The sequence below is a fragment of the Pseudomonas fluorescens genome (assembly GCF_902497895.1).
GTDB lineage: Bacteria > Pseudomonadota > Gammaproteobacteria > Pseudomonadales > Pseudomonadaceae > Aquipseudomonas > Aquipseudomonas fluorescens_BP.
The window spans coordinates 1-14,643 of the sequence record NZ_CABVHQ010000099.1 but is presented as its reverse complement, the minus strand read 5'-3'; the positions used below and the strand labels follow the sequence as shown (position 1 = coordinate 14,643).

Below are 14,643 nucleotides of genomic sequence, written 5' to 3'. Positions count from 1 at the left end.
GCGCAGGCGCCGGGTGACCAGCAGCGGGTCTTCATCACCGAGTTCGCGCACGCGCAAGGCGACGTCGACCCCTTCGGTTACCAGGTCGACGCGGCGATTGAGCAGCAGCGCTTCAAGCTGCACCTGAGGGAATTTCTCCAGAAATGAGCTGATCACCGAGGCCAGCAACCCGTGGGCCAGACCCACCGGGCAAGACACCCGCAGTCGCCCGCGGGGTTCACTGGACATGCTGGCGACTGCTTCGTCGGCCATTTCCGCCTCCAGCAACATCGCCTGGCAGTGCCGCAGGTAACGTTCACCGACCGCGGTCAGCTTCAATTGCCGGGTGGTTCGCTGCAGCAGGCGCGCGTTGAGCCGCTCCTCGAGCTCGGCAACCCGTCGCGACAGGCGCGACTTCGGAATGCCCAGCAAACGCCCGGCGGCCGCGAAGCCACCGGCTTCGACGACCTTGGCGAAATAGTAGAGATCATTAAGGTCTTGCATGGTCAATACTCGACTGTTCTATCAGTGAGACGAACTATCGCATTTATGCCGTCTAATCAGCCATTGCTTTCATCTGTAGGATTGTCCTCACTTTGATCGCCCAGTGGCGATCCTCACTTGGAGATCTCACATGAAACTTCTGCATATCGATTCGAGCATCCTGGGCGACAACTCGGCTTCCCGTCAGCTCAGCCGCAGCGTCGTTGAAGCCTGGCAGGCCGCAGAGCCCCAAGCCGTGGTGACGTACCGCGATCTGGCGAGCGATGCCATCAGTCATTTTTCCGCCAACACCCTGATTGCCGCCGGCACTACCGCTGAACTGCGCGATGCCGCGCAACAGCACGAAGCCGAGCTGAGCGCGCAGGCCCTGGCCGAATTCCTGGCCGCGGACGCCGTGGTCATCGCCGCGCCGATGTACAACTTCACCATCCCGACTCAACTGAAAGCCTGGATCGACCGCATCGCCGTCGCCGGCCAGACCTTCCGTTACACCGAAGCCGGCCCTGAAGGCCTGTGCGGTAACAAGAAAGTCGTGGTGGTCTCGACTTCCGGCGGTTTGCATGTCGGTCAGGCCACTGGCGTCGGCCACGAAGAGTATTTGAAGGTCATGCTCGGCTTCATGGGCATCACCGACATCGAGTTCGTCCGTGCCCATGGCCTGGCCTATGGTGACGAAGTTCGGGTCAAAGCCATGAGCGATGCCCGGGCGCAGATCAGCGAACAGTTGTTCGCTGCCGCGTAAGGCTTGTGTAAAGGCGTAATCAGCGCCAGTAACAAGCACTAAACTCTGTATTCTGCTCATCGAAGGATGGTCAGGGTACGGAGTTTTTTGTTTCTGGCGTACCTGGCCCGGGTTATGCGAGCTGGCTTTTAATTGTGGGAGCGAGCTTGCTCGCGATGGCCTCAAGGACGGCGCGTTAATCCAGAAAACACGCGTTATCGTTAACGTCCATCGCGAGCAAGCTCGCTCCCACAGGGGGGCATCCGATGATGCGTCTTTGTGCAGTGTTCCTGATCTGCCTGCTCGGTAGCCTGAATTCAGTGCAAGCCGCCCACGGGCTGCCTCCGCACTGGAGTGTCGGCTTTCATCAGCTGAGCTTTCTTGATCCGCTGGATTCGCAGCCCATGGGTGCCATTGCCTTTTATCCTTCCTCCGGCAAGGAGCGTTCCAGTACGCTCGAGGGCTATCAGGTCGAAGCCAGCGAAGACGCCAAAGTCGCGATTGGCCGGTTTCCGCTGCTGATGCTGTCCCATGGCAATACCGGAACCCCACTGGCGCTGCACGACCTCGCCACCTCGCTGGCGCGCAAGGGTTTTGTGGTGGTGGCGGTGATTCACCCTGGCGACAACTCCAGGGATCACAGCCGCCTTGGCACCTTGAGCAACCTGTATGGCCGGCCGATCCAGATTTCCGAAGCCATTACCGCGACCCTGGGCGACCCGATGCTGTCACCCTTTGTCAACGCCGATCAGGTTGGGGTGATCGGTTATTCGGCGGGTGGCGAAACCGCATTGATCCTGTCTGGCGCCACCCCGGACCTGGATCGCCTGCGCCGGTATTGCCAGGAGCGGCCCGACGACCGGGACGCCTGCAACACCCAGGGTGAGTTGATCGCTGATCGTAATGACCTGCAGCCGGTGGCCGATCCGCGGGTTCGTGCGTTGTTGCTGATGGCGCCGTTGAGCCTGAAATTCGGCCGCCATACCCTGGCTGATGTGCATGTGCCGGTGCTGCTTTACAGCGGTGACGGCGACAAACTGGTGGCTTTCGATAAAAACGCCGCCGCCCTGGCGCGCAAGCTGCCGACTGCTCCGGATTTCAAGTTGCTGGCCGGGGCCGGGCACTTCGTGTTCATGGCGCCCTGTACCGAAGAGCAAATTGCGGCGATGCCGGCCTTGTGCACCGACGCCGACGGCGTCGACCGCAAAGACATTCACCGCACCATGATCTCTGAAGCCGGCCGGTTCTTCTCCCATGCCTTGGGCATACCAGGCAGGGCGGGGATGCAGGCCGCCGATCAATGAGTCCTGAACTCATGATCGGCGGATTTTTATACGCGTTATTTGTTAGCCAAGGCAGTTTCAAGTGTTTGAATTCTGGCATTCAGTTCGCGAACCGATTCGATAAGAGGCGCCACCAGTTTTTGATAATCTACTTGCAAGTGAGTGCCGTCGGTGCGAACTAACTGTGGATAAACTTTCTGCACTTCCTGAGCGACCAGGCCGATATCGGGATGGCCGTTTTGTTTCCAGTTGAACGTTACGCCCTGTAGTTTCAAGAGGTTTTCCGTCGCATTTTTCATGGGCTGGATTTCATTCTTGAGCCGTTCATCACTGAATGGGCAGCACTCAGAGCCAATATCGCCAAGGTCCCAGCACTTGCCGTTATGGCAGATCTGCTGCTGAACCGTGTTTTCCGCCTGTGCGGTGGAGTAAAGGGCAAGCGCCAGAGTCGGGGCGAGTAGGGCGAAAGGTAATATGCGCATTTTATGTACTTCCCTGTTTGTCGATTAATGTAAATGCAGTGCATGGAGTGTTGTCGAAGTTCATAATTAAAACAACGATAGCACTCTGCTTTAATCGATTCGGGATATTGCCTGTAGGCATTGTTTGGTGTTGTGTTGTTTTTTGTTACTTGTTCGTTCCCGCGAGCCTTCAACTAACCGTGCGTGTGGCCTGCCGTGACAGCAACAGCGTCAGCCCTAGTCCCGTCACCGACAACAATGCCGCGCAAAAGAAAATCCACGAATACCCCAGGTTCAACGCCACGGCGCCCATCAATGGCCCGGCGATCGCCAATGCCAGATCGAAAAACACCGCGTAAGCACTAAGGCCCGCACCGCGACTGGTGCTTGGTACCTGCCTGATCGCTTCGACGCCGAGGGCGGGGTAGACCAGCGATAAACCGAAGCCGGTCATCCCGGCGCCGATCAAGGCGTAGCCTGTGGAGGGTGCAAGCCAGAGCAACACCAGCCCGACGGTTTCGATGCACATACAGGCGATCGCCGCCGTGAAGCCACCAAAGCGATTGATACTGGAGATAAACAGCAGCCGCGCCAGAATGAAACACAGCCCGAACACCGTCAGGCAGTACGCCGCACCGGCCCAGCCGCGGCTGACATAGAACAGCGTAATAAAGGTGGTCAAGGTGCCATAGCCGATCGATGCCAGGCTCAGGCTGGCACCATAGGGGGCGATGCGCCCGAACACTGCCCAGAATGGCAGCCGCTCGCCGTGAATCACCGGGATCGAGGGCTTGTTGCGGATCAGCAGCAATGCTACCAGCGCCAACAGCGAGAGGACGATGCCGAGGCTGGAAAATCCCCACTCGGCGACCATCACCACCCCCAGCGGCGCACCGATGGCGATCGCGCCATAGGAGGCAATGCCGTTCCAGGAGATCGAGCGGGCGGTATGTTCCACGCCGACCTGGCCCATGCACCAGCTGATGGTGCCCACCCCGATCAAACCCTGGGCGATGCCCAGCAACAAGCGACCGCTGATCAGAATCAACAGACTCAGCAGTGGCAGGTTTTGCAGCAGTGTCGAAATCAGTGTCAGCGCACCACTCAGGACAATCCCCAGCAATCCGTAAACGATCGCGCGCTTGGTGCCGAGGCTGTCCGACAAACGTCCCGCCAGCGGACGGCTGAGCAGGGTCGCCAGGTATTGCGAACCGATGGTCAGCCCGGCCACTACGGCGCTGAAACCCAGTTGCTCGTGGACATAGCCGGGCAGCACGGCAATCGGCAGGCCGATGCAGATAAAGGCGATGAAGGTATAGAACACGATGGAGACGATCTGCAGGGTGATCGCCGTGGAGCTGAGGGCAGGTGGTTGTTGCGCAGACATGAGGGCTCGTTCGCGGGCGGGCGGTTGGAGAACTCCATCATGGCGCGGGTGTGGAATAAAAGGAAGCAGGCTAACGATCAAAACATCGCAGCCTTCGGCGGCTCCTACACCACCTGCATACACCCATGGATTTTCTGGGGTATGCAAATCCTGTAGGAGCTGGCGAAGGCTGCGATCTTTTGATCTTTCGCTTGGGACTCAGGTGGACCTGGGAAGATCGCAGCCTCGTTTCACTCGACAGCTCCTACACAGCTCCTACACAGCTCCTACCCAGCCCGCTTGCAGCTAAAGGCTTGTAGCTGCCCTTAAAACACCACACCCTGGCTACGCAGGTAGTCGTCGTAGGTGCCGCTGAAGTCGATCACACCGCTCGGGCTCAGCTCGATGATACGGGTTGCGAGCGACGATACGAACTCACGGTCGTGGCTGACGAAGATCAGCGTGCCCGCGTAGTTTTCCAGCGCCAGGTTCAGTGCTTCGATGGATTCCATGTCCAAGTGGTTGGTCGGTTCATCCATGATCAGCACGTTCGGCTTTTGCAGGATCAGCTTGCCGAACAGCATGCGACCTTGCTCACCACCGGAGATGACCTTGACCGACTTGAGGATCTCGTCGTTGGAGAACAGCATGCGGCCCAGGGTGCCGCGAACCACTTGCTCGCCTTCCTTGGTCCAGCGACCCATCCAGTCGAACAGGTTGGATTCGTCTTCGAAGTCCGAGGCGTGGTCCTGGGCGTAATAGCCCAGTTCCGCGGCTTCGGTCCATTTCACGGTACCGGCATCCGGGCTCAGTTCATTGACCAGGGTGCGCAGCAGGGTGGTCTTGCCGATACCGTTCGGGCCGATGATCGCCACGCGCTCGCCGGCTTCGACGGTGAAGCTGAAGTCCTTGAACAGCGGCTTGCCGTCAAAGCCTTTGGCCATACGTTCGACGATGACCGCCTGGCGATGGAGCTTCTTGGTCTGCTCGAAGCGAATGAACGGGCTGACCCGGCTCGATGGCTTGACTTCGGACAGCTGGATCTTGTCGATCTGCTTGGCGCGGGAAGTGGCCTGTTTGGCTTTCGAGGCGTTGGCCGAGAAGCGGCTGACGAAGGATTGCAGTTCGGAGATCTGCGCCTTTTTCTTGGCGTTGTCCGAGAGCAGCTGCTCGCGGGACTGGGTAGCCACGGTCATGTATTCGTCATAGTTGCCCGGGAACAGGCGCAGCTCGCCGTAGTCCAGGTCAGCCATGTGGGTGCAAACACTGTTCAGGAAGTGTCTATCGTGGGAGATGATGATCATCAGGCTGTTGCGCTGGGTCAGAATGTTTTCCAGCCAGCGGATGGTGTTGATGTCCAGGTGGTTGGTCGGTTCGTCGAGCAACAGCACTTCAGGATCGGAGAACAATGCCTGGGCCAGCAACACCCGCAGTTTCCAGCCTGGCGACACTTCGCTCATCGGGCCGTTGTGCTGTTCGATGCCGATACCCAGGCCCAACAGCAGCTCACCGGCGCGGGATTCGGCGGTGTAGCCGTCCATTTCGGCGAATTCGGTTTCCAGCTCGGCGACAGCCATGCCGTCTTCTTCGGTCATTTCCGGCAGCGAGTAGATGCGGTCGCGCTCGGCCTTGACCTTCCACAGTTCTTCATGACCCATGATCACGGTATCGATCACGGTGAATTCTTCGTAGGCGAACTGGTCCTGGCGCAATTTACCCAGGCGCACGTTCGGCTCCAGCATGACCTGGCCACCGGAAGATTCCAGGTCGCCACCGAGGATCTTCATGAAAGTCGACTTGCCGCAACCGTTGGCGCCGATCAGGCCATAACGGTTACCGCCAGCAAATTTGACCGAAACGTTCTCGAATAACGGCTTGGCGCCGAACTGCATCGTGATGTTAGCTGTGGAGATCAATTACCTTACCTATCAGTGGTTTAGAGCTGGCCGATGTCTGCTGATACCGATTTGATACCCATCTGAAGTCTTTCCAGTCCGGTTCAGTCGTCGCTTGATTTGAGCCAGCAGGCATGCGTCGACAGCAAGCTCTGGACGCTGTGGCCAGGTTGCTGAGCAATAAATGCGGGGTTCATGTTGGAATTTGGGGCGTATTGTCGCATATGTAGGAGGGTAGTGGGATGGTGCTAGATTGAAAGAGGGTACAAACCCTTGGGAGACTCGGATGATCACTGGCGCTCTGGATGCGGCGAAGTACGTTGAATGCTACTCGGCTATCGAAAGCCCACAAGTGCGGGAGGCCTTTTGCATGCTGGTTGGCGCCATTTCCACGATGAACGGGCATAACTGTGCCCCCATGCCAGAGGCTGAGCTGAATAGAACCATTGGCGTTTTTTCGGTAGCCGACGGCACCTGTCCCTTCAGCTTCGCCTCCTATCATGATTGGCTGCTGTTTCACTTCCGGCTGCCCGCCTTCAAGGCCGGGCACTGCTCGCTTAAAACCCTCTCTGCGCAACTGGGTGAGGTCAATGACAAAATTGATGGCGAATGGACCATCAAGCTAAGGTCAGTGGATGATGTTCGCCGCTTGCTACGGCTGGTCAATATTGCCTAGCGATTGAAACGCTCGACCAACGAGTACTGGGTAGTAGCGGTTCGAGTGAGCTCCTTGCTCAGTTCTGCCGAATGCAGGGCTTGTTCCGAGGTCTGGTCGGCCAGGTGCGCAATGGTGGTGATATTGCGGCTGATTTCTTCTGCGACGGCGGTTTGCTCTTCGGTGGCTGCGGCGATCTGGGTCGTCATATCGGTGATATTGGCAACTGCCTCACTGATCCCTATCAACGCCTTGTCAGCCTCCAGCACCCAGGCAACGCCTTCTTCGGCCTGGCGATGACCGCTGGCCATGATCTGCACGGCGTTGTTGGATGACTGCTGGAGTTTGGTGATCAGACCGTGGATCTGCGTGGTGGATTGCGTTGTGCGTTGCGCCAACTGACGCACCTCGTCGGCCACCACGGCAAAGCCGCGCCCCATTTCACCGGCTCGAGCCGCTTCGATCGCCGCGTTCAGTGCCAGCAGGTTGGTCTGGTCGGCAATGCCCTTGATGACATCGACGACGGTGCCAATTTCGTTACTGTCCTTGGCCAACTGAGCCACCGTCAGACCGGTTTCCCCGACCACCACGGACAGTCGCGCAATGGCTTCGCGGGTGTCCCTGGCGACGTCCCGACCACGTCCGGTCAGCACATTGGCTTCCTGGGTGGCGTCAGCGGTGCGCTGTACGTGGCTGGCGACTTCCTGGGTAGTCGCAGCCATCTGGTTGACCGCGGCTGAGACTTGTTCGGTTTCGATGCGTTGACGCTCCAGACCCTTGGAACTGTCGGCCGCCAGCCTGTCGGATCTACCCGCCAGCTCATTAAGCTGTTCAGCCGTGTCCTGCAACCGGGTCAGGCAGGTTTTCAGGCGAGCTTCCTGGCTGATAATCGAGGTTTCCAGACGCGCGTGAGGGCCGCGGCCGTCGCTGTACATTTGCGCTATCAATGGGTCAGAGGTAGACGGCTCGACCATCTGCAACAGACGTTTCGTGCCGCTCTTTTGCCAATGCAAGCCCATCAATCCCAACGGCACCGATACGGCCGCAGCACCCGCGAAGCCCCACCAGGAATTTGTCGACAGGAAAACCAGGCCGCTCAGCTGACTGACCAGAATGAAGGGTAGCCAGTCCTGAATCACCGGCAGCCATTTGTCTCCTGAAGGGATGGCCGACTTGCCCCGATTGACGCGCAGGTACAAGGCTTCGGCGCGGCGAATCTGCTCTGCAGTGGGTTTGACCCGCACCGACTCATAGCCGACTACATGATTGCCGTCGAAAATGGGCGTCACATAGGCATTGACCCAGTAATGGTCGCCACTTTTTGCGCGATTCTTGACGATGCCCATCCACGGACTGCCTTGCTTCAGGGCGGCCCACATATGCGCGAATACCGCTGACGGCACATCGGGATGGCGGACAATGTTCTGCGGTGCGCCGATCAAGTCCTTTTTCTCGAATCCACTGATCTCTACGAAAGCGTCATTGCAGTAAGTGATGACGCCTCGAGCATCTGTCGTGGAAATGAGTTTTTGTTGAGGATGTAGCGCAACTTCACGATCAGTGATCGGTTGATTGTTTCTCATTACCATCTGCTCCGGGGTGTCAGTACTGTGAACATCGGCTCCCGGGCCCAAAAGATGAGACAAAAAACTCCCCATTCATCAAATAGTTAAGTTTGTTTTGGGGGTAAATTGGATTCAGTCGGAATGAATCTGGATTTACCCCCGGAAACGTTGGACGGCGATTTTCCTGGGGGCAACAAAAAGCCCGCATGCGGGCGGGCTTAAAAAGGAGTTCTTGAAGGAGCAGCCAACAAGTTAGGCTTCTCGATGTGAAGATTTTGTGAACTCAAACCCAGCCGGCCATCAACCATAGAATCTCCCACAGGGATTTTATGGGCGATCACACAACTGTGGCCTGTCACAAAAACTGTGGGAGCGGGCTTGCTCGCGATGAGGCCGGAACATTCAGTCTCAAGTCTTCCTGACCCCACCCCCCGCCTGGCATTCAGCCGCGCGAGGTTTTCGTGGTTTTTTTCGCCGGGCTGGTTTTGTCGGCTGCTTTGGCACTGGATTTAGCCGGGGCTTTAGCAGCGGCTTTACCCGCCAGGCTGCGTTTGAGCAGTTCGGTCAGGTCGATCACATCGGCAGTCTTACGCTCCTCTTCAGCGGTGCCGGTTTCGACGTCCTCAATCTTGCCTTCGTGGGCCTTCTTGTCGACCAGTTGCATGATCTTGTCCTCGAAACTGTCGCGGTACTGGTCAGGTTGCCAGTCGGCGCTCATGTCTTCCACCAGGCGTCTGGCCATGTCCAGCTCGCCCTTGGCCAGGTCAGGCTTGGTCACTTCGCTGCCCAGGGCCAGTTCGTCGAGGCTGCGCACCTCGGCCGGCCAGCGCAGCATCACCAGCACCATGGCTGATTCGAGCGGCATCAACGCTGCCAGATGCTGACGGGTGTGCAGCACCACCAGGGCCAGGGCGACTTTGTCGGTCTTGCTCAGGGTTTCACGCAGCAGGGCATACACTTTGCCGCCACGTTTGTCGGGTGCCAGGTAATACGGGGTGTCGATGTTCTGCAGGGGGATCCGATCGCTGTCGACAAAGGCAAAGATGTCGATGGTCTGGGTCGACAGGGGATGCGCCGAGCGGATCTCCTCTTCGCTGAGCACTACATAGCGACCTTTTTCGTATTGCACGCCTTTGACGATGTGTTCCTTGGTCACTTCCTTGCCGGTGACCTTATTCACCCGCTTGTAGCCGACCGGGTCCATGCTGCGTGAATCGAGCCAATCGAAATCGACCCCGTGCGAGGAGGTCGCCGAGACCAGTGCCACCGGGATATGCACCAGGCCGAAACTGATTGCGCCTTTCCAGATTGCCCGTGCCATAGAGATGTCCTCTGAAGTGCCCGCAGTGACTGGTGTTCAGGTGACCTGCGGCGCGCGGCAAAAGTTTCCGCGGGTTGCGGTCGAAGGATTGCCGGCGGATCAGCGGTCTGGAGACCTCGCGTTACATGTTCCGCTGGCTTATTTTATTAACAAATCCGAACCCTGCGAGTAGCTTGTTATCGAAGGTAATGCCTATGCCAATAGAGAGGTTTCCATGAACAGGCTTGTGCTTGGCTTCACCGCGCTGGCATTGAGTGGCTTGCTGAGCAACCTGGCTCAGGCCTGGCCTGCAGCCCTGGCGCCCCCGCATACCGAATCCCGATCCATGGTGCTGGCCCAGAACCTGCCGGGCAGCAGCGACAACCCTTACAACAGCCCGATCCGCCGGGCCAATCCCAACAGCATGCAAGGCACCCAACCCAGCGTCCCGACGCCGCGCTCACCGAACACCGTGCCGGTGCCGCGTCCACCGACCCTGGATAACGGCGGCATCCGCAATGGTTATCCACGCAACGTTCCTGCGCCGGGCTCGGTCAAGCCGACCCTGGAGCCCGACAGGCCCGTCAGAGATTCAGACAACAGCAATCGTTGACGGTGATGCCGGCATTTTTACGACAGAAGGAATCGTGCATGTTGCGTAAAACTCTCCTGGCAACATTCTGTGCCAGTGCTCTGGTGACGGGCGCAATGCCGGTCCTTGCGGCGCAGAGCCAACAGTTGCAGAGCGAGCAGGGGACCCTTAGCGTCACCCGGATCACCCAGGGTCTGGAACATCCCTGGGCGCTGGCGTTCCTGCCGGACAAGCAAGGCATGCTGGTGACCGAGCGTCCGGGCAACCTGCGAGTTATCAGCCAGGGCAAACTCTCGGCGCCGTTGAGTGGGGTACCGAAAGTCTGGGCCAAGGGCCAGGGCGGTTTGCTGGACGTGGCGCTGTCGCCGGCGTTCAACGAGGATCGCATGGTTTATCTCTCCTATGCCGAAGGCGGTGGTGAGGGCGGCACGGCGGGAACAGCGGTGGGTCGCGGGCGCTTGTCCGAAGACTTGAGCCGTTTGCTGGACTTCAAGGTGATCTTCCGTCAGGAGCCGAAACTCTCTACCGGCCTTCACTTTGGTTCGCGGCTGGTGTTCGACCGCGACGGTTACCTGTTCATTACCCTGGGGGAGAATAACGATCGGCCGACAGCCCAGGACATCGACAAACTGCAAGGCAAGATCGTCAGGATCTACCCGGATGGCAAGGTGCCGGACGATAACCCCTTTGTCGGCCAGCCAGGCGTGCGCCCGGAGATCTGGTCCTATGGTCATCGCAATCCCCAGGGTGCGGCACTCAATCCCTGGACTGGCACGCTCTGGGACAACGAACACGGTCCCAGGGGGGGTGACGAAGTCAACATCATCGAGCGCGGCAAGAACTATGGCTGGCCATTGGCAACCCACGGCATCAATTACTCGGGCGCGCCGATACCGGAAGCCAGGGGCAAAACCGTCGAAGGCACCGTGGCGCCTCGCCATGTCTGGGAAAAATCCCCGGCCATCAGTGGCATGGCGTTCTACGATGGCGATCGCTTCAAGGCCTGGCAGCACAACCTGTTTATCGGCGCGCTGGTATCCCAGGAACTGATCCGCTTGCAATTCGACGGCGACAAGGTGGTCCACGAGGAACGACTACTGGGAGAGCTCAAAGCGCGAATCCGCGACGTACGGCAGGGACCCGATGGTTATCTGTATGTGCTGACCGATGAGGACGATGGCGCGTTGTACAAAGTGGGGCTCGAGTAAACGCAGAACCCCTTTGTGGCGAGGGAGCTTGCTGTGGCGAGGGGCTTGCTGTGGCGAGGGGCTTGCCCCCGCTCGGCTGCGAAGCAGTCGTAAACCGGTGATGTGTTTTAGCTGAAAAATCACGGTGGCCTGTTTTAGGGCCGCTGCGCGCCCCAGCGGGGGCAAGCCCCCTCGCCACAACTTATTCCTGGCGGGCTTTGTCGACGGTACTGGAGGCCGACCAGATTCGGTAGCGGACTTCAACCCCAAGGGGCACATACACCACGATCGGCAGTTTGCTGTTGTAACGCAGCATAAAGCCATCACCGATTACCGGAACAAAGTCTTGCCTGCTCTTGCCGTCCGGGCAAGCCATCAACGTGCTCATCGGGCCGCTGACTTTTTCCAGTCGGTAAAACGGATAACCCCAGCCTTCAAGGTTTTTTTCTTCCAGGCTCCCGCCCAGGAGTTGGCGGTTGCAGTCAACGTTCAGGGTTTTTCCGGCTAGAACCTCAACCTTGTAATTTTCTTCCTGTTGTTGCTGTGCAAGGTGGATGACTTGGCGGGTAAAACCGGTTTCGGCCTTGGGGTAGGGGGCGACGTCTTCAAGACTGGCCGCAGTGGCCAAAGTGGACAGGCCGGACAGCAGCACGGCGACTGCGGTGGTTATGGATGAGCGCATGGCGCCTCCTTGCTCGTTTGTAGAATGAATACACGCATCCGAGTGCCTCCAGGCATCTGCGTAGGCCGGGCATTCTCACGGTGTATAGCGCGCAAAGCAAACCAGGCTAACGCAACCTTGGCAAATTGCAGGACGTCCAGCTGAGGGGCCTTGCATTTTGCAAGGCGCCGATTGTTCGTAGTCGAGCCAAGTAGTTGATTTTTTGAGAGAAACGCCTGAGTTTCGGTTAGGCATGGTTAATGCTCTTTAGATATTCGAAAGTAAAAACCTGAAGTGCATTTATAAATAAAACCAGATGGCTAACCCTTGATGAGGATATCCAAATGAATGCAATCCGCCTGCTTGAACAGGACCATGTGCGCGTAAAGGACATTCTCGGCCAACTCAGCGAAAGCACTGAGCGGGCTGTGAAAAAACGCACCGAGTTGATCGCCAAACTGGAAATGGAGATAACCATTCATACCCGGCTTGAAGAGGAAATCCTCTACCCGGCCTTCAAGAAGGCCGGCGGCAAGGAGCAGGTGGTGATGTATCACGAAGCCAAGGAAGAACACCGCACCGTCGACTCGCTGGTGCTACCTGACCTTAAAGCCACGGATCCCGGCACTCCAGAGTTTTCCGGTAGAGTGAAAGTGGTCAAGGAATTGCTGGAGCACCACATCGAAGAAGAGGAAACCGAAATGTTTCCTCAGGCTGAAAAACTCCTTGGCAAGGCGACGCTGGAAGAGCTTGGCGCGCAAATGGAGGCCTTGAAAACCCAAATGAAAAAAGAGCTTACCGAGATCGGAAAAGCGGCCTAGTCTAGGGGGTGGTGCTCTCCAGGGTCGGTAGAGCAATACAGAAAGTCTCCTTGGCCAAGGGGCTTTCAAATACACAGGGTACTGACAACAACTGATTGGCAGTCGCACGTAAAGGAGGGTCACCATGTTTCTTTCTGCCTTGGAACTTCGCAGTATCATTGAAAGCAGTTTTTTGCCTAAACGTTGCCAATGCACCTTGTCGCCGGATCTATCAATGACGGTGAAAGTCTTTGGCGATCACGAAACCGACCGTGTCGAGATGGTAGTCACAGGCATAAAGGCTGAGGGCCTCAATGGATGTCGCGAAATCAATGATCTGATCGCGGAATTGCGCTACGACCTCGAGCACAAGCCGGGATGCCAGCATCTCGAACCCCGGGTGAAAACTCATTGAGCTGTTGTTTCCGTGCCTTCGATAACCACGCGCCTGGTCTGGATGAATCCGGACCAGGCGCGATTGCTACACCTACTGCACCAAGAATCCCACGCCCGGCAGGATCCTGAGCCATTAGTTCTGATAGCTGCAAGCATCCGCCAACTTGCTGTAACTGATTTCCTGGAGCTTGCCTGACGTATCAATGAACTCCATCTGCGCCGTGATGACTTTGCACTCCATCGTTTGCGGTTCAGTCAGGGAAACAACCTTGGCAATGTGTAACGGCATCCCGTAGTGATAAGGCACTGCCTGGACGGTGGTGTCTTGCGCCTGTACTGCACCGGTAATCCCGGAAAGGGCGAGGACTCCTGCAGCCAGCAACATACGACTGTTCATGAGAAATCTCCGATGTGCTCTGAATCGTCAATCCGGCGCTATAACGGCGTCGGACCTTCCGCGCAGAGCGTCAGAAAATTTCTGCGCCAACGCGGTCCTGTCCACTTTTGGACCGCGCAATTAACCGATGATTAAGCACCACGGGACTTTTTGCGGACAGGTTTTGACGAGCGGCAGCAGATTCAGATCAGAAACCGCAGTGATGGAGAAATGGCTTGCTCGCGATGAAGGCGCCTGACAACCGGCCTGTCTCTTGCGGATGTACATCGATCCGCTAATGTGGGAACTGGCTTGCCCGCGAAGGCGGGCTGACAGCCGGCCTGTCACCCACGGATGTACCCAATCCCACCGTAGGAGCTGCCGAAGGCTGCGATCTTTTGATCTTGGCTTTTGGTCGGTGTACATATCCATTTCTGCGGTAACGACCACTTAGGGTTTCGCCCTTACGGCCAGCCCTTTCAAGGTCTTTTCCCTTTATGGGCCTTAAGCACCCGATCCGTAGACACATGAGCATGCGCAGCCTTTCCCTCCAGCCACTCCTTGGATCTGGCGATTTTGGGACCGCGTATGCTTTTTGCGACCTGCTTGGGTTTGATATTCCTGGCCAGCGCCAACAGACGCTCTGCCAGAGTCTCTGAGGTCGTTTGGAGTGATAGGTAATCCGAGGGCAACGCGATCTGCATGCCCTCATAGCCACTGCGCACTTGCACCGCCAGATGGAAGGTCGAAGCTTCCCAGCCTTCAGCCTGCGTTTCGCGATGAGCCTGCTCCACACTACGTTTGAGAACGGCCAAAACGTTGTAGGCCAAGATCGCCGAGGCAAAGCCCAGCAAGGCCGCCCGGGGTGAACCAAGGCTTTCGATTTCACTGTCCAGCACCGA

At 57.7% G+C, this 14,643-nt stretch carries 15 protein-coding genes and 1 pseudogene; 7 read left to right on the top strand and 9 right to left on the bottom strand.

What is annotated here, in order from left to right; translation table 11 throughout:
* Positions 1 to 483 (bottom strand): LysR family transcriptional regulator (locus F8N21_RS28520; protein WP_150645311.1); only part of this gene is annotated, 483 nt, incomplete at its 3' end.
* A 130-nt stretch (positions 484 to 613) separates the two neighbouring features.
* Between F8N21_RS28520 and F8N21_RS28515 the strand changes: the two genes are divergently transcribed.
* Both F8N21_RS28515 and F8N21_RS28510 read left to right on the top strand, forming a co-directional pair.
* Positions 614 to 1,225 carry an FMN-dependent NADH-azoreductase gene (locus F8N21_RS28515; RefSeq protein WP_150641774.1) on the top strand — a complete coding sequence of 204 codons (612 nt, stop codon included), beginning with the start codon at positions 614 to 616 and terminating at the stop codon, positions 1,223 to 1,225.
* A 245-nt stretch (positions 1,226 to 1,470) separates the two neighbouring features.
* Positions 1,471 to 2,508, top strand: coding sequence for an alpha/beta hydrolase family protein (locus F8N21_RS28510; RefSeq protein ID WP_150645310.1), 1,038 nt, complete (start codon positions 1,471 to 1,473; stop codon positions 2,506 to 2,508).
* Between the two features lie 35 nt (positions 2,509 to 2,543).
* On the opposite strand, the gene F8N21_RS28505 is transcribed toward F8N21_RS28510, so the two are convergent.
* The 3 genes from F8N21_RS28505 to F8N21_RS28495 form a co-directional block, all read right to left on the bottom strand.
* A complete protein-coding gene (locus F8N21_RS28505; protein WP_150645309.1) occupies positions 2,544 to 2,969 on the bottom strand; it encodes a tail fiber domain-containing protein in 426 nt (141 codons plus the stop codon).
* A gap of 169 nt (positions 2,970 to 3,138) precedes the next feature.
* The gene (locus tag F8N21_RS28500) at positions 3,139 to 4,335 is read right to left on the bottom strand and encodes an MFS transporter (RefSeq protein WP_150645308.1); all 1,197 of its coding nucleotides are present in this window, start codon (positions 4,333 to 4,335) and stop codon (positions 3,139 to 3,141) included.
* Between the two features lie 305 nt (positions 4,336 to 4,640).
* On the bottom strand, positions 4,641 to 6,230 hold the full coding sequence (locus F8N21_RS28495; RefSeq protein ID WP_150645307.1) for an ABC-F family ATPase: 1,590 nt from the start codon (positions 6,228 to 6,230) through the stop codon (positions 4,641 to 4,643).
* A 265-nt stretch (positions 6,231 to 6,495) separates the two neighbouring features.
* Here F8N21_RS28495 and F8N21_RS28490 point away from each other — a divergent pair, with 265 nt between their 5' ends.
* Positions 6,496 to 6,885, top strand: a complete 390-nt coding sequence (locus F8N21_RS28490; protein ID WP_150645306.1) for a hypothetical protein — start codon at positions 6,496 to 6,498, stop codon at positions 6,883 to 6,885.
* On the opposite strand, the gene F8N21_RS28485 is transcribed toward F8N21_RS28490, so the two are convergent.
* Complete coding sequence (locus F8N21_RS28485; RefSeq protein ID WP_150645305.1) at positions 6,882 to 8,447, bottom strand: methyl-accepting chemotaxis protein; 1,566 nt, start codon at positions 8,445 to 8,447, stop codon at positions 6,882 to 6,884. The genes F8N21_RS28490 and F8N21_RS28485 overlap by 4 nt on opposite strands.
* A 424-nt stretch (positions 8,448 to 8,871) precedes the next feature.
* Positions 8,872 to 9,750 carry a Ku protein gene (locus F8N21_RS28480; protein ID WP_150645304.1) on the bottom strand — a complete coding sequence of 293 codons (879 nt, stop codon included), beginning with the start codon at positions 9,748 to 9,750 and terminating at the stop codon, positions 8,872 to 8,874.
* Positions 9,751 to 9,964: 214 nt separating this feature from the next.
* Between F8N21_RS28480 and F8N21_RS28475 the strand changes: the two genes are divergently transcribed.
* Both F8N21_RS28475 and F8N21_RS28470 read left to right on the top strand, forming a co-directional pair.
* Complete coding sequence (locus tag F8N21_RS28475; protein WP_150645303.1) at positions 9,965 to 10,342, top strand: hypothetical protein; 378 nt, start codon at positions 9,965 to 9,967, stop codon at positions 10,340 to 10,342.
* Between the two features lie 38 nt (positions 10,343 to 10,380).
* A complete protein-coding gene (locus F8N21_RS28470; RefSeq protein ID WP_150645302.1) occupies positions 10,381 to 11,529 on the top strand; it encodes a PQQ-dependent sugar dehydrogenase in 1,149 nt (382 codons plus the stop codon).
* A gap of 181 nt (positions 11,530 to 11,710) precedes the next feature.
* On the opposite strand, the gene eco is transcribed toward F8N21_RS28470, so the two are convergent.
* Positions 11,711 to 12,190 carry a serine protease inhibitor ecotin gene (eco, locus tag F8N21_RS28465; protein ID WP_150645301.1) on the bottom strand — a complete coding sequence of 160 codons (480 nt, stop codon included), beginning with the start codon at positions 12,188 to 12,190 and terminating at the stop codon, positions 11,711 to 11,713.
* A gap of 323 nt (positions 12,191 to 12,513) precedes the next feature.
* On the opposite strand from eco, the gene F8N21_RS28460 reads away from it, so the two are divergent.
* Together F8N21_RS28460 and F8N21_RS28455 are read left to right on the top strand one after the other, a co-directional pair.
* Complete coding sequence (locus F8N21_RS28460; protein WP_150645300.1) at positions 12,514 to 12,990, top strand: hemerythrin domain-containing protein; 477 nt, start codon at positions 12,514 to 12,516, stop codon at positions 12,988 to 12,990.
* 124 nt (positions 12,991 to 13,114) lie between these two features.
* A complete protein-coding gene (locus F8N21_RS28455; RefSeq protein ID WP_150645299.1) occupies positions 13,115 to 13,384 on the top strand; it encodes a DUF1652 domain-containing protein in 270 nt (89 codons plus the stop codon).
* Between the two features lie 114 nt (positions 13,385 to 13,498).
* Here the strand turns inward: F8N21_RS28455 and F8N21_RS28450 are convergent, their stop codons facing one another.
* Both F8N21_RS28450 and F8N21_RS28445 read right to left on the bottom strand, forming a co-directional pair.
* The gene (locus F8N21_RS28450) at positions 13,499 to 13,762 is read right to left on the bottom strand and encodes a DUF2790 domain-containing protein (RefSeq protein ID WP_150645298.1); all 264 of its coding nucleotides are present in this window, start codon (positions 13,760 to 13,762) and stop codon (positions 13,499 to 13,501) included.
* Positions 13,763 to 14,220: 458 nt separating this feature from the next.
* Positions 14,221 to 14,643, bottom strand: a pseudogene (locus tag F8N21_RS28445) (IS4 family transposase); the annotation flags it as partial.

Coding starts and splice junctions, on each gene's coding strand:
- F8N21_RS28515 (WP_150641774.1), top strand. CDS start 614: ATGAAACTTCTGCATATCGATTCGAGCATCCTGGGCGACAACTCGGCT.
- F8N21_RS28510 (WP_150645310.1), top strand. CDS start 1,471: ATGATGCGTCTTTGTGCAGTGTTCCTGATCTGCCTGCTCGGTAGCCTG.
- F8N21_RS28505 (WP_150645309.1), bottom strand. CDS start 2,969: ATGCGCATATTACCTTTCGCCCTACTCGCCCCGACTCTGGCGCTTGCC.
- F8N21_RS28500 (WP_150645308.1), bottom strand. CDS start 4,335: ATGTCTGCGCAACAACCACCTGCCCTCAGCTCCACGGCGATCACCCTG.
- F8N21_RS28490 (WP_150645306.1), top strand. CDS start 6,496: ATGATCACTGGCGCTCTGGATGCGGCGAAGTACGTTGAATGCTACTCG.
- F8N21_RS28485 (WP_150645305.1), bottom strand. CDS start 8,447: ATGAGAAACAATCAACCGATCACTGATCGTGAAGTTGCGCTACATCCT.
- F8N21_RS28480 (WP_150645304.1), bottom strand. CDS start 9,750: ATGGCACGGGCAATCTGGAAAGGCGCAATCAGTTTCGGCCTGGTGCAT.
- F8N21_RS28475 (WP_150645303.1), top strand. CDS start 9,965: ATGAACAGGCTTGTGCTTGGCTTCACCGCGCTGGCATTGAGTGGCTTG.
- F8N21_RS28470 (WP_150645302.1), top strand. CDS start 10,381: ATGTTGCGTAAAACTCTCCTGGCAACATTCTGTGCCAGTGCTCTGGTG.
- eco (WP_150645301.1), bottom strand. CDS start 12,190: ATGCGCTCATCCATAACCACCGCAGTCGCCGTGCTGCTGTCCGGCCTG.
- F8N21_RS28460 (WP_150645300.1), top strand. CDS start 12,514: ATGAATGCAATCCGCCTGCTTGAACAGGACCATGTGCGCGTAAAGGAC.
- F8N21_RS28455 (WP_150645299.1), top strand. CDS start 13,115: ATGTTTCTTTCTGCCTTGGAACTTCGCAGTATCATTGAAAGCAGTTTT.
- F8N21_RS28450 (WP_150645298.1), bottom strand. CDS start 13,762: ATGAACAGTCGTATGTTGCTGGCTGCAGGAGTCCTCGCCCTTTCCGGG.